The organism is Treponema parvum, from assembly GCF_017893965.1.
Lineage (GTDB): Bacteria > Spirochaetota > Spirochaetia > Treponematales > Treponemataceae > Treponema_D > Treponema_D parvum.
Window position 1 is genome coordinate 1,057,496 of the sequence record NZ_CP054142.1, and the last position, 13,444, is coordinate 1,070,939.

13 protein-coding genes are annotated in these 13,444 nt (G+C 43.4%); 11 read left to right on the top strand and 2 right to left on the bottom strand.

Annotated elements, in window-relative coordinates:
• Positions 1-95 precede the first annotated feature (95 nt).
• Complete coding sequence (dctP, locus tag HRQ91_RS04685; RefSeq protein ID WP_210120486.1) at positions 96-1,112, bottom strand: TRAP transporter substrate-binding protein DctP; 1,017 nt, start codon at positions 1,110-1,112, stop codon at positions 96-98.
• A 165-nt stretch (positions 1,113-1,277) separates the two neighbouring features.
• Between dctP and HRQ91_RS04690 the strand changes: the two genes are divergently transcribed.
• The 11 genes from HRQ91_RS04690 (at position 1,278) to HRQ91_RS04740 (ending at position 12,624) form a co-directional block, all read left to right on the top strand.
• Complete coding sequence (locus HRQ91_RS04690; protein ID WP_210120487.1) at positions 1,278-2,084, top strand: hypothetical protein; 807 nt, start codon at positions 1,278-1,280, stop codon at positions 2,082-2,084.
• 40 nt (positions 2,085-2,124) lie between these two features.
• A complete protein-coding gene (locus HRQ91_RS04695; RefSeq protein ID WP_210120488.1) occupies positions 2,125-3,102 on the top strand; it encodes a Bug family tripartite tricarboxylate transporter substrate binding protein in 978 nt (325 codons plus the stop codon).
• Positions 3,103-3,121: 19 nt separating this feature from the next.
• Positions 3,122-3,844, top strand: coding sequence for a tripartite tricarboxylate transporter TctB family protein (locus HRQ91_RS04700; RefSeq protein ID WP_210120489.1), 723 nt, complete (start codon positions 3,122-3,124; stop codon positions 3,842-3,844).
• A gap of 16 nt (positions 3,845-3,860) precedes the next feature.
• Positions 3,861-5,378: a tripartite tricarboxylate transporter permease gene (locus HRQ91_RS04705; protein ID WP_210120490.1), complete on the top strand. Its 1,518-nt coding sequence runs from the start codon at positions 3,861-3,863 to the stop codon at positions 5,376-5,378.
• Positions 5,375-6,133 (top strand): MBL fold metallo-hydrolase, encoded by a 759-nt coding sequence (locus tag HRQ91_RS04710; RefSeq protein WP_210120491.1) that lies wholly within the window; start codon positions 5,375-5,377, stop codon positions 6,131-6,133. The genes HRQ91_RS04705 and HRQ91_RS04710 overlap by 4 nt, the downstream gene beginning before the upstream one ends.
• 19 nt (positions 6,134-6,152) lie before the next feature.
• The gene (locus tag HRQ91_RS04715; protein WP_210120492.1) at positions 6,153-6,395 is read left to right on the top strand and encodes a hypothetical protein; all 243 of its coding nucleotides are present in this window, start codon (positions 6,153-6,155) and stop codon (positions 6,393-6,395) included.
• A 120-nt stretch (positions 6,396-6,515) separates the two neighbouring features.
• Positions 6,516-7,586: an MraY family glycosyltransferase gene (locus HRQ91_RS04720; protein WP_210120493.1), complete on the top strand. Its 1,071-nt coding sequence runs from the start codon at positions 6,516-6,518 to the stop codon at positions 7,584-7,586.
• Positions 7,587-7,598: 12 nt separating this feature from the next.
• Entirely contained in the window at positions 7,599-9,077 is a 1,479-nt protein-coding gene (locus HRQ91_RS04725; protein WP_210120494.1) for an ABC transporter permease, read from the top strand.
• Complete coding sequence (locus HRQ91_RS04730; RefSeq protein ID WP_210120495.1) at positions 9,077-10,363, top strand: FtsX-like permease family protein; 1,287 nt, start codon at positions 9,077-9,079, stop codon at positions 10,361-10,363. The genes HRQ91_RS04725 and HRQ91_RS04730 overlap by 1 nt, the downstream gene beginning before the upstream one ends.
• A 31-nt stretch (positions 10,364-10,394) precedes the next feature.
• On the top strand, positions 10,395-11,207 hold the full coding sequence (locus HRQ91_RS04735; protein WP_210120496.1) for an outer membrane lipoprotein-sorting protein: 813 nt from the start codon (positions 10,395-10,397) through the stop codon (positions 11,205-11,207).
• Between the two features lie 79 nt (positions 11,208-11,286).
• Positions 11,287-12,624, top strand: a complete 1,338-nt coding sequence (locus tag HRQ91_RS04740; RefSeq protein WP_210120497.1) for a porin family protein — start codon at positions 11,287-11,289, stop codon at positions 12,622-12,624.
• Positions 12,625-12,631: 7 nt separating this feature from the next.
• Here the strand turns inward: HRQ91_RS04740 and HRQ91_RS04745 are convergent, their stop codons facing one another.
• On the bottom strand, positions 12,632-13,354 hold the full coding sequence (locus tag HRQ91_RS04745) for an ABC transporter ATP-binding protein (RefSeq protein WP_210120498.1): 723 nt from the start codon (positions 13,352-13,354) through the stop codon (positions 12,632-12,634).
• Positions 13,355-13,444 lie beyond the last annotated feature (90 nt).

The window sequence follows — 13,444 nt, forward strand, 5'->3', positions numbered from 1 at the left end:
AATCCGGAGCCGCCTGCACTGTCGAGTAATGCCTACCTTTTTCACTAATGAATCCACGCAGGGGGCTCGATTCCGTAAATCTGCTTGTGTTTTTTTTATTTTGCACCACTAATAGCTTTTTGAACTGCTTCTTCCCATTCTTTATCAAATGTAAATTTTTTTTCAGCTGCTTTTGTTTTATAAGCATTCTTTAAGACTTCTGTATCTGTTTCAAAAAATTGCACTCCCTTTTCTTTCAATTCTTTGGTTGCTTCTTCGTTAGCTTCCAACAAATATTGTCTTTGAGCTTCTACCCCTCTTTGAACTGCATCTAAGAAAGGTTTTAGTAAATCTTCTGGTATTTTTTTCCAAGCAGCATCAGACATGCAAAGAACAATATATACATAAGCGTGTTTTGTATTTGTAATAAATTTTGTAACTTCATAATATCCTGAAGCTAGACAATTTGCTGTTGCATTTTCAGCTGCATCTATAGTTTTTTGTTGTAATGCTGTAAATACATCATTGTATGCCATTGCCACCGGCATTGCCCCAAATGATTCAAAGGCTGCTTGATGATATTTATTTTCCATTGTACGAATAGTTATTCCTTTAAAATCTGCCATAATTTTTATGGGTTTTGTTGAAAAAGTATTTCTGTATCCGGATTCCATAAAACCTATTACATGTAAACCGTGTTTTAAAGCTTCTCTTTTAACTAAATCTCCTACAGCTCCGTCAATTGCTGTATGAGCTTGATCTGAATTACTCCATAAATAAGGTTGATCCAGTATTCCCATTTCAGGTATAAAATTTGTTAAAACAGAGTTAGCTGCTGTTGCAATATCAAGGTTATCGCTCATTGCAAGCTCTACAGTATCTCGTTCTCCTCCAAGAGAACCTCCTGCATAAACATCTATTTTTATTTTCCCGTTTGTTGCTTTTTCAACTTCTTCAGCTATTTTATTAGCTCCTTTTGCAAAATTTGAATTTTCAGGATCTACCAATGATAATTTGAATGTTATAGGTCCCTCTGAAGTATTTGATACTCCTTTCTTCTCTCTGCCACAACTTGTAAATACTACCATAGTAACTATTACTGCTGCTGATAAAAAAAATTTCTTTAACTTCATATTTCCCCCTTTGATTATTTATGGCACCTCTAAAAACCTGTTTTTTAGTACCTATTTATCATTAATTATAGTAGCGGTTTTACGGATTGTCCAATTAAAAAATCGCGATACACGGAAATCAGGGCTAGCATACAATAAGCATATTCGATAAAGTATGATTTTGATATGAAAATAGTAGAGTCCATAGTAAAAGGCAAACGGAACGACGGTTATTGTGAAGATATTTTGACGATTACCGATCATTTTATTGCTGTAATAGACGGCGTTACACCTAAAAGCGATTTTACCTGCGGCAAAAAGAAAACCGGACGAATTGCGGCGGAATTGATCGAAAAAGCCGTCAAGAAAAGCGCACCCGATGCAGATTGCGGCGATATAATCAAAAACTGCAATGCCGCATTTGAGGATTTTTATAAACAAACCGATTTTCCGTATAATAAAAAAGAATACGGTTTGCAGGCGGTCGGAGCTATCTATTCCGTCGCGAAGCGGGAGATATGGCTTATAGGCGACTGTCAGGCGATGGTTGACGGCGTACCGTATACTAATATAAAAAAAAGCGACGTCATTCTTGCCGGCCTGCGCAGCATGATACTCCATTTGGAGAAAGATAAGGCTTTTGACGGCGGAAGTTTTGTCGATGAAGGCAGAAAAGCGATCCTTCCGTGGATTGTTCAATCTACGGCTTTTGCGAATCGCAACGATACGCCTTACGGATATGCTCTTATCAACGGCGATAAAATACCAGAGTCTTTGATAAAAAGGATTCGGTTGCCGGAAAAAAGTTCGGAAGTTGTTTTGGCAAGCGACGGATATCCCATATTGTTTCCGACGCTGCAGCAAAGCGAAGACGAACTTACGCGGCTTTTGCACGAAGATCCGTATTGTTTTAGGTTCTATGCGTCTACGAAGGGAATAGAAAACGGAAATATAAGTTTCGACGACAGAACGTACGTGCGCTTTACAGCATGAGCGCATACGCGTAATATATATAAATATTTCGGAGGTATGTATGAAAAAAATTGGTTTAATGTTGTTAGCGGCGCTTTTTGTCGTTCCGCTGTTTGCGGCGGGGTCTAACGAAAGCGCCTTTCCCGATCCCGAAAAGACGATAACGATCGTCGTTCCTCATGCGGCCGGAGGCAGTACGGATTTGATCTTCCGCGCTTTGGTCGAAGATTTGAAAAAGGCGACGGGGCAGAATTTTATCGTGACGAACATACCCGGAGCCGGAAGCGCGACGGGTACGAATGAGGTGATCAACGGAAGCGCCGACGGGTATACTCTCTTGGGTTCCGGTACGCATACGACCGCTGCTACGATGCAGGGGTTAACCGAAGGCTATAAAGCGCTCGATTATATTGCGGCTTTGAACTGGGATCCGTTTATCATTGCCGTTAGGAACGACAAACCGTGGAAAAGCTTAAAAGAACTTGAAACGGCTGCAAAGTCGAATCCCGGAAAAATCACGTTCGGAAACGCAGGTATGGGAGGAGCGACGGGAGTCGCAAGCGTTGGCATAAATCTCGCTTTAAATAAAATATTCAACGTAACGCCTTTTAAGGGAGGAGCGGATCTTATAGCTTCCGTTTTGGGCGGTCATTGCGATGTAGGAATTTTCAGTCAATCCGAAGTCAAAGCGAATAAGGCCTCGCTTCGTCCGTTGGCGATTCTCGGTGAAAAACACAGTTCTATTCCCGACTTGGCGGACGTACCGACAATCGCGGAAGCGGGCTATCCGGGACTTTCCATACCGAGCGGATCTTTCCGGTCTTTAACGGTAAAAAAAGGTACGCCTGAAGCGGCTAAAAAATGGCTTGCCGACGCGGTTGAAAAGGCTTTTTATTCCGACGGATTTCAAAAATTTATGAAGACGAACGGTTTTATTCAATCGTTTCATAAGCTCGACGACTTTGCCGCATACGATGCGACCATTATCGCCGATTACGAGCCGATATTGAAAGAAGCCGGTTTATATAAAATGAAATAAATCGATGAGGACAAACGGCATGCTTAAAGATAAAAAACCGGTTCCGATAGCTTTCTTTATCTTATCGGGATTGTATTTTGTTTATGTGATCGCATCCGGCAGTTCAAGGATGATCGGCGACGAAGTTGGCGGCGATCCGGGCGGCATGATTTTACCGCTCGTCTTTTCGATTTTTATGTTTATCGCATCGGTGTATTTGCTGATAACCGATAAGCGTACCGAAAAAGAACGAGAGGCGATGTCCAAGTCCGAAAAGCGTCTGTTTGTCCTTACGCTTGCGCTTTCAATCGCTTACATACTTTGTATACGGAGGGCGGGTTTTATTCCGTGCACGGTACTTCTTCTGTTTTGTTTGTGTTTTGTAAATCAGCAGGGAAACATCGACAAAAAGGATTGGAAATTTTTAACATCCGGCTGCGTCGCTTCCCTCGTTAACGTTTTGCTGCTATATACGCTCGGCCGATTTGTTACCCGCAATCTATTGTCTGCAGGAAGGAAGGGAATAGTTCCGTTGTGGATAGGCTCTCCCGCTTTTACGGCCTCTTTAACTTTAGTCATTACGACAGTCTGGATTGTCGCCGCCGTGAAGTTTTGCCGAAAAAAATGGCCTGCAAACGGCGATAAGAGCGCGTACCATACGTGGCTTTCGGTTGTAATTGCGACGGCATCTACCGAAATAATCTATCTTGTTTTTAAACAATTGTTCCTTGTCGAATTGGTCAAAGGATTTATTTTTTGGTGAGGGGGCGGGCATCTTTATGGATACTTTTTTTCAGGGGCTGCTTCAGGTTGCGAATATATCGACATTGCTGTGGATGGCGTTCGGGTCGATCTTAGGCATAATACTCGGAGCGCTTCCCGGGCTGACGGCTACGATGGGCATAGCGCTGATTATGCCGATCAGTTTTCATTTGCCAAGCGCGACGGGAATAGGGCTTTTGCTTGCCGTATACTGCGGAGCGGTCAGCGGCGCTTCCATTCCTGCGATATTGTTAGGCATACCCGGAAACCCCAACGCCATAGCGACCGTCGAAGACGGCATCCTTATGACGAAAAAAGGCAAAGCGGATCAGGCTTTGGGCAGTGCGATTGTCGCATCGTTTATAGGAGGGATGGGCAGTTTACTCTGCCTTGTTCTGTTTGCTCCTTTGATTGCACGCTTGACGCTTGCCTTCGGACCTGCGGAAAAGACAACTCTTGCCCTGGTCGGACTTGTAATAATCGCTTCCGTTTCGGCAAACAATGTTATGAAAGGTTTGCTCATGGGCGCGTTCGGTATGTCGCTCGCTTTTTTAGGAACGGATCCTTTCAGCGGGCAATTGCGAATACCGTTTTCTTCGTATCTGGCTACGACCCCTTTGGCAAAGGGATTGGATTTGACTTCCACGCTCATAGGCCTGTACGGAATCTCGCAGGTGTTTTTTGAAATGCACAGAATGAACCGCCCCGCGTCGAAAACCGAAAAAGTTAAAATCGATCATGTCTTTCCGCCTTTAAAAAAGATAGGGCAGATGTGGAAAATAATTTTAAGCTCTACCGGCATCGGTACTGTTGTGGGGGCGATCCCCGGTACGGGAGCGTCGATCGCCGTCTTTTTGGCAAGAAATACGGCAAAGGATATTTGCGCATCGTCAAAAGGAAAACTCGAGCCGATCGGAAGCGGGTGTATCGAAGGCGTATTTGCGCCCGAAGTTGCGAACAATGCGGTAACAGGGGGAGCTCTGATCCCGGCCCTTGCGTTGGGAATTCCGGGCGACGCCGCTACGGCTGTACTTATCGGCGCTTTGATGATAAAAGGGATAACGCCCGGCTTTCAGTTGTTCCAGCAAAACATGGCTCTCGTATACGCAATCTTTGTGACCTTATTTATATCGAATATCTTTATGGCGGTCTTTCAGCTGGGAGGCATCCGACTGTATCCGAAAGTGCTGAACATTCCCCAACAGCTTTTGCTGCCGTTAGTGCTCATTTTGTCGTTTATCGGCTCCTATGCGATCGCCGGTCAAGCTACGGCTGTGGGCATTTACAATATGGGAATCGCGCTTGCGATGGGGTTGATCGGCTACGTATTGAAACGCAACGATTTTCCGATCGCGCCGATCGTGTTGGGGCTGATTTTAGGCGGCATGTTCGAGGAGAATTTCAGGCGCGCTGTAAAACTTGCAGGCGGAAACTATTTTACATTTTTTACAAAACCTATCTGTCTTCTGTTTATCGCCGGAGCTCTTTTTTCGATCATTTTTCCCATAATAACACGTAAGCGGAAAACGGCATGAAGCTGATTTTTCTCGGCAGTCAAGGAAGTCTGCAAAGCGCAAGTTCAGGAAATACGTCTTTGCTAGTAGACAGTGGAAAAATATTTGTTCTAATCGATACGAGCGGCTCTCCGGCGCAGCTGATTCGGCAGGCGGGATACGATCCTGTGGATCTCGATGCGGTGATTCTGACGCATGCGCATATCGATCATCTGTACGCTCTGCCTTCTTTAATTCATAATCTTTGGATTTTAAAACGTTCGAAGCCTTTGCATATTATAGGAAGTGCGTCTGCTCTTGAGTGTGCAAAAGCGCTATGCGGCGTATTTTCTCTTTTTGAAAAAGAAAATATGATTCCGATACGGTGGACGGTTTACGACGGAAAGCCCGTCGACCTAGATGAAACGCTTCGTATAGAGCTCTTTGATGTCGATCATTCTATTCAGACTTGCGGCGTCCTCTTGACGGACGGCTTGTCGCGCTTTGCGTATTCGGCGGATACGCGCATGCTGAAAGAAGTTCCTCTACAGATGTACAATGCAGATCTGCTTGTTCACGAAGCGGGCGGCACCGCAGCCGATGAAGCTGCGCTCGAAAAGGCGGGGCACTCAAGCGCCCGTCAGGCTGCGAAGACTGCAAAAAAAGCGCAGGCAAAACGGCTGATACTCTGCCATCTGCCCCTGTCGCAGACGGTGCAAAACGATATGGCAGCGGAAGCGTCCGCCGTTTTCTCGAATACCTCTATTCCGGAGTTGTTTATCCCGTACGAGATATAGGCAGGCGCATACAAAGCTCATGACACAGACAAGGCGGAATGCGAGGCAGCGACAACTGACTGCGGCAGGCAACGCGCGGCACGGAAGCATGTGGGCTGCGGCGCAAAATAAAACACGTGTGCGCCGGACATCAATTCCTTGTACGGGATTTGCCCGAAACGAAGCGATTCAGCACGCAAAGACGACCGTCGGCGACGACCGTAGTATAGCCGAATATGAACGCGGCAGGAGAGTGATAGTCATAAAACTCGAGTCGGAATAATCCGAAAATCCTAACAATTGCGCATAACGGAAAAATGCATTATTATACTATTTAGTTCATATGTTCCCCTATCTCGGGATAATTATGAATTTTTATCCGGAAATACGGGGAGGGGATATAATGATCTTATTTTTTTTTATTTCTTTTTTTATTTCCGCCCTTCTCATACCTTTTATTATAAGATTTTCTCGAAAATACGGTTTTTATGACAAGGTGAATTCGAGAAAAATTCACAGCGGGAATATTCCAAGGCTCGGCGGACTTGCCGTCGTTTTTTCTTTTATTGTGACCGAGATCATATTCGGCTTATTTTACAGTACGCCTGTGGCCGATAGGATTTACAATGTTTCTTTGATTTTTGCAGGAATTCTTATTTTTTTTATGGGCTTGACGGATGATTTTCATCCACTGCGTGCAGGTATAAAGCTTATTATACAGTGCGTTGCCGCTCTTATAACTATCGTGTGCGGATACAGTTTTGACAGTATCTTAGGATTTTACGTTCCTCCGTTTATCGGAAACGTTTTTACATTCCTTTGGATCGTCTTTGTGATAAATTCGTATAATCTCATAGACGGACTTGACGGGCTTTGCGGCGGGCTTTCTTTTTTAACGCTTGGCGCTCTTTATATAATTTTTGCCCGTTCCGCGTCCTCCGCGGCGGCGCTTTGTCTTGTTCTGTGCGGTTCGATAGCGGGATTTTTACTGTATAATAAGCCTCCTGCCAAAATATTTTTGGGCGACGGCGGAAGCCAATTTTTAGGTTTTTTCGTTGCCGTTTGCCCTCTGTTTTCATCGACCGTAAATTACGAGTACAATAAGGTTCTCATCATGCTCACGCTCTGCGCCATTCCCATGACCGATACCCTTGCGGCCGTATGGCGGAGGACAAGAGAGCACCGTTCCGTTTTTTCTCCGGACATGGGCCATATTCATCACAAGCTTGTGAACATAGGCTTTACCAAACAGGCTGCGCTCCTTTTTTTGCTCAGCATGCAGGCTTTGATCTGTATTTCCGTAGGGCTTGCGATGTACTTGCAAGTATTCAATGGAACTATTCTTATTGTTGTAACTTATGCGTTTGTTCTGCTGTTTTTTTCCGTATTGCATTACATTAACAGAGCCGTTAACAGGCAGAATAAGGGGACGCTTTTCGGAAAGCAATCAGGCGACGAGGATACCATAAAATAGATACAGCAGCCTATGTTATTTGAACTTGCAGTTAAAAATATTGTTTCACGTAAAAGCTCTTTTGTTATAATTTTATTTATAGCCATGTCCGTAGCGTTATTGGTCGTTATAAATTCCGTCTTTGACAGAACGGAACACGGTGTAGAAGAAGTTTTTATAAACAGTTTTACAGGGGATTTTATAATAAGACCTAAGTCGAAAATTCCTTTAAGCCTTTTCGGAGATGAAACCCCTGTGACGGGAACTCTTACAAAACTTGAAAATCTTGTTCCTTATGACGCCGTATGCGACGTGCTTTCTTCGAATCCTCATGTAAAGTCTTTTATTCCCCAAGTTTCGGGGCTTGCCGTTGCCGAAAACGGAGAAAAGCGCTTGTTCGTTTACCTTTTCGGCGTTGACGGCGCGGAATTCGCCAAGTATATGCCGTCTCTTAGGATCGTCGACGGAAATCCGTATGTTTCGGGAAGCAAAGGAGCGATGCTTTTAAAAACGGCTGCGGCTTCTTTGGACGTGTCGGTCGGCGATATGATTCAATTTTCAGTAATTGACGGCCTTTCAGTCAGAATAAGGGCGGTTCCCGTAAGTGCGATTTATGATTATACGGTTTTGAACACGACGCTTGAGCGCTATATGCTGTTGGATCCTTCGACTTTTCGTTCTTTAACGGATATGGACGAGGTTGCATCCGATATTGAAATTGACGATTCCGCATCGGAAATTCTTAAAAACGCTACAGAACTTGATTCATTATTTGACGGCGCAAATGATGTGGATGCCGTTATTCGTGAAGAGAGAGAGGGTGCCGCTGAAAACAGTCTTTCCGCCGACAGCCTTGAAGGCTCTCTTTCGGATAGAGCGGCGTTTAGCGCTAAGGCGGAATTTGAAGGAAACGGTTCAAAAAGCGGTTCATGGAATTTCATTATAGTCAGGCTTGATTCAAGTAAAAATGCAGGAAAGGTTATAAGAGACGTCAACAGAATATTTCATAAAAACGGCTGGCCTGTCGAAGCCGTAGGTTGGCGCCATGCGGCCGGAAATTCCGCAATGTACTTGTACTGGATGCGCATTATCTTTAATATCGGCATTTTGATAATCCTTTCGTCGGGTTTTATTGTCGTCAACAACACTTTGGTGATAAATGTTTTGGACAGAATACGCGAAATAGGAACCATGCGTGCGGTAGGCGCTTCGGGAAAGTATGTTTCTTTGTTGTTTATGCTTGAAACTTTTATTATCACGTTTGTCGCCGGTATCTTGGGATGTTTGACCGGCAGTTTGGCATCTTTTCTGCTTACCCGTATTCACATTGCTTTTTCAAATTCATTTTTAATTCAACTTTTCGGCGGGAACACCCTTGTTACTAAAATAACTTTTGCAAATTTAAGAAATTCTCTGGGAATGTCACTGATTCTTGGCGTTATAGGCTGGATATATCCTGTGCGGACGGCGCTTTCTATAAGTCCAGTTCAGGCGATACAGGGAGCGCGGTGATGTTTGCATTAAAACTCGGACTCAGATCCCTTCTTTTTAGAAAAAAACAGTATGTTTCGCTTTTTATCGTATGCTGCTTGGGCGTGGGAATTTCATTGTTCAGTATTTATGTTATGAACGGAATGCTTAAAGCGCTTTCCATGAAGGCGAGAATATATTACGGCGGGGATTTGCAGTTTATAGGCGGAAACGGAAATCTCTATTTTGACGATTATGATCCATTAATAGAAAAATTGAATACTGTCTTTCCCGAAAATGCAATAATTGCGCCGCGCTTTGATTTTGAAGCTTCTTATGCGGCTCTATATTTTGAGGGAATGGGTGTAAGACAGAGAGTGATCAAGGGCGTGGATTTTACTAAAGAAAAAAAGCTTTTTACTTATTTTAATTATGTTTCAGGTTCGGTGGACGGTATGGCCGGTACCAACGGAATTTTGCTTTCAAAACCCATTGCGGATATGCTCGGCGCTGATACGGGCGATTCAATAACGCTCATGCTGAAGATGCAAAATTCGTATACAAATACTGTGACGCTCATAGTAAAAGGGATATTCCGCGATTCGAGCCTGTTCGGCATGTATACTTCGTATATGGACTTTGACGTTCTTCGTTCCGCTTTCGGACTGCCTGAAAGCGCCGCCAATCGCATCGGTGTGTTTTTTCCTGATAAAGAACCGTCCGGCGCGGACATAGCCTACTATCAAGCGGAGTTGGAAAAAAAATTTCCTATGTATCCTCTTGTAAACGATAAATATGTTTTTTACGAGGATCTTTTATCTGCAAGACTTCCGTTTCCTACTTACGCTCTGATCGCTATTTCCGCCAATCTTAAAGATCTCGGAGGGCTTATAGACGCTATGCGTGCGATCGCCGTCTTTATCATAGTTTCACTGGTTCTTATCATCGTGGCGGGCGTAAGCAGTTCATACCGCGTTTTGGTTATGAAACGCTGCAATGAAATAGGAATTTATATGGCCATAGGAATGAAAAGGCGGGGAATAAGCTTTGTTCTGCTTTCCGAAGCGTTTGTGCTGCTGCTTTCAGGCTGTTTGGCTGGATTTTTACTTTCGATTGTTCTATCGTTAGGTCTTAGGGCATGGAATCTGTCATTTATACCCGCGTTTGACATTTTTTTGACCGACGGAGTTATAGTGCCGAGTATAGATATGTTTTCTGTTTTTAAAGTGATTTTTTTTGTTATTGTAACGACGGCGTTTGCGGTTTTGTTTGCTACTCGTAAGGCCGTCTCTATGACACCCGTACAGGCTCTCGCCGTAACCGAATAGGGTTATTTTAAAATTTCGATCGGAGTTATTTATGGTTTTTATGAACAAGAAAGTTTTTTTTATTTTAGCATGTGCCGTTTGCACAGCTTTTGTGTTTTCTCAGAGTATTTCAGTTCCGAAAGATCAATCCGATTCGCTTTTAAAAAAAGCCGAAGAAAATACAGCTTTTTTTGATACGGATTTTTCAGCTTTTTATACTATCGTTCGGGAAAAACCGGGCGAAGGCAAAAATCTCCTTGAAGCTAAAATGTACCGCCGCGACAGCGATTCTAAATGGACGGTTTTGATGACAGGACCTGCAAAAGAAAAGGGAAAAGGCTATCTTCAAGTGGAAGGCAATATATGGTTTTACGATCCCGCCGACCGACGCTTTACGTTTACAAATGCGCGGGACAAATTTCAAAATACAAATGCAAATACTTCCGATTTTATGCCGCAGCGTTATCATAAAGATTATTCAATTGAAAAATCCGAATACGTAACGCTTGGAAAATTTGAATGTGTCGTGTTTAATCTTAAAGCGAGGGTAGACGGTACTGATTATCCTGAGCTTAAATTGTGGGTTACGAAAGACGACGGACTGGTCCGCAAAAAAGAAGACTACAGTTTGTCCGGCCAGCTTTTAAGAACGACCGCGATACCTTCTTATCAGATTATAAAATCCAACGGGAAAAATTATTTTGTTCCGGTAAACATGATTATCTTGGATAATTTGCGCGGAAAAAAAATAAATGAAAAAATGCAGTATGAGAGAACATTGGTAAGCATTTCCAACGCGACTTTTTCTAAAGTTGAAGATTTTGTATACACAAAGCCGTTTTTAGAGACGGCAGGTTCTCAGTGAAATTATGCTTAACGCGCTTACGCGAATTTGCAGCTGTGTCGGTAAACCGCATATACGGCGGGACGGATCGGATAAAACAGTGAAAAAAAATATTTTTTTGTTTTCGATTTTCTTTACTATTTTTTTTCTCCGGTCGTCTGCTTATGCGGCTACAGAGGCTTCGTCCATTGCCGACAGTTCTACAGCCGATACGGTATCGGACGAACATACTGACTTCGATTCAGCGTTTGACGATCTTGATTCGATGTTTGAAGACGCAAACGATGTTTCCGGTGCCGTCGTGTCCGAAGAAGATAGCCGGAAGACGGAGTTAAATCAATTTGCTCTTCCATTGAATTTTTCAGGATACATGAAAGCCGAAGTCGGGCTTGGCTATGTGAATGAAAATAAAAAAAATGATATGAGCGCGGGAGTCGATTTTTTAAATGATCTGTCATTTTCAGTGCGTCCCGACAACGCACTTTTTCTTAAAGCGACATTGCGTACGGAACTTCCCTATGATCAATCGCCTTCACAGTGCAATTTCAGCCTTTACGAAATGTATTTCGATTATGTCCTCTTTAATAATATTTATGTGACGGCGGGTAAGAAAAACACCTTTTGGGGAGCTGTAAGACTTTTCAGCAACAGCGATAATTATGAAAACGACGAAGACGCTCTTTATACGAATATTTTAGCCGACAGCAGGGACGGAGCGTCTGCACAGATCCGCGTGCCCGTGGGGAATTGGCTGCTGAACGGATTTGCCTTGTATAAAGGGTCTTCTGATGACACAAGTTACAAAGATATGTCATTGGCGGCTTCTTTGGAGATGGTCTTCGGCCATACTTCGTTTACATTATTTGCGCGTAAATTCCCTTCACAAAATTCCCCGATAGTGCTTTCAGGTAAAGACAAGCATAAGGATTTTCTTACCGGCGTCGAAGCCAAACGCACTATACTCGGATTTGATATTTACGCTCAGCAGATTGTCTTTTTGGGCGATTATCCGCTTTTAAAGGATCTGGGAAAAAATGTTTTTTCAGGTCGGCAAATTCGGTCTTCTGATCTTTCAGGTTTTTCAAAAACAATTTTTACCGGCGGTATATACAGATTTTGGGATACGGCGGGCCCCGCGCTGGGATTTAACGTAGAATTTCAAGACGTTTACATACCAGAAAAACAGACTCATACGAGAAAGATCGCCTATTACGGCGGTATTTCACGGCTTGGAAAAAGCAAAAATATGGCTCTCGGACTTTCAGGTAAGCATTTGTTTAAGCGAACTCAAGGCGAATTGGAGCCGGGCATCGCTATTTCCGGTATTTTTCCTCACGCAGTGTGGAAAAACGGCGTTAAGATCGAATACGGCGGAAAATATGACGATCCTCTGAAATTTACGGTAGGAACATCTATTTTGTTGCAATTGCATTATTGATTGTTTTCTATTGAATTTGCCCGTCTTTTATTCCAATTACGTGATCGGCCATAGAAACTATTTTTGCGTCGTGAGTCGAAAAGACAAAAGTAGTGCGGAGTTCTCTGTTCAGTTTTTTCATAAGCTCAAGGATTTGATCGCCGTTTTTCGAATCGAGATTTGCTGTAGGTTCGTCGGCCAATATTATCGGCGCCTTTGTTGCAAGAGCGCGAGCGATCGCAACGCGCTGCCTTTGTCCGCCTGAAAGTTCCGCAGGTTTGTGTTTTTTCCAACCTGTGAGCCCTACGGTTTCTATCAAAAACTCTATCCATTCTTTAGTTTCGCGTTTGTTCATGCTCCGTTCTTCAGGAAGTTTGCCCAGTTTGAGCGGCAGTTCGATGTTTTCCCACACGTTCAAAACGGGAATGAGATTGAATGTCTGAAAAATAAAACCTATGTTTTGACGTCGGAGGTCGGTAAGGTTAGAATCCAGTTTTGCAGGTACATTGGTTAAATTCTGTAAGTCCGTATTCTTGTAAACATCGATTCCGTTGATCAAAAGCGTACCCGACGTGGGGGTATCGATGAGTCCTATTATATTGAGAAGCGTAGATTTGCCCGACCCCGAAGGCCCTGATATCGCGGCAAATTCGCCTTTTCGAATCGAAAACGAAGCTGCGTCGACGGCTTTTAATTTTATCCTTCCCATAGGATATATTTTGCATATTTCGTTAAGCTCGATTACGGACATAAAATGAGTATACTCAAAAGAAAAACTTTTGTATATTAACTGTGTGAAAAACATTTCAAAAAGTTGCGGCGGGGAAAAAGCCTGTAGAAA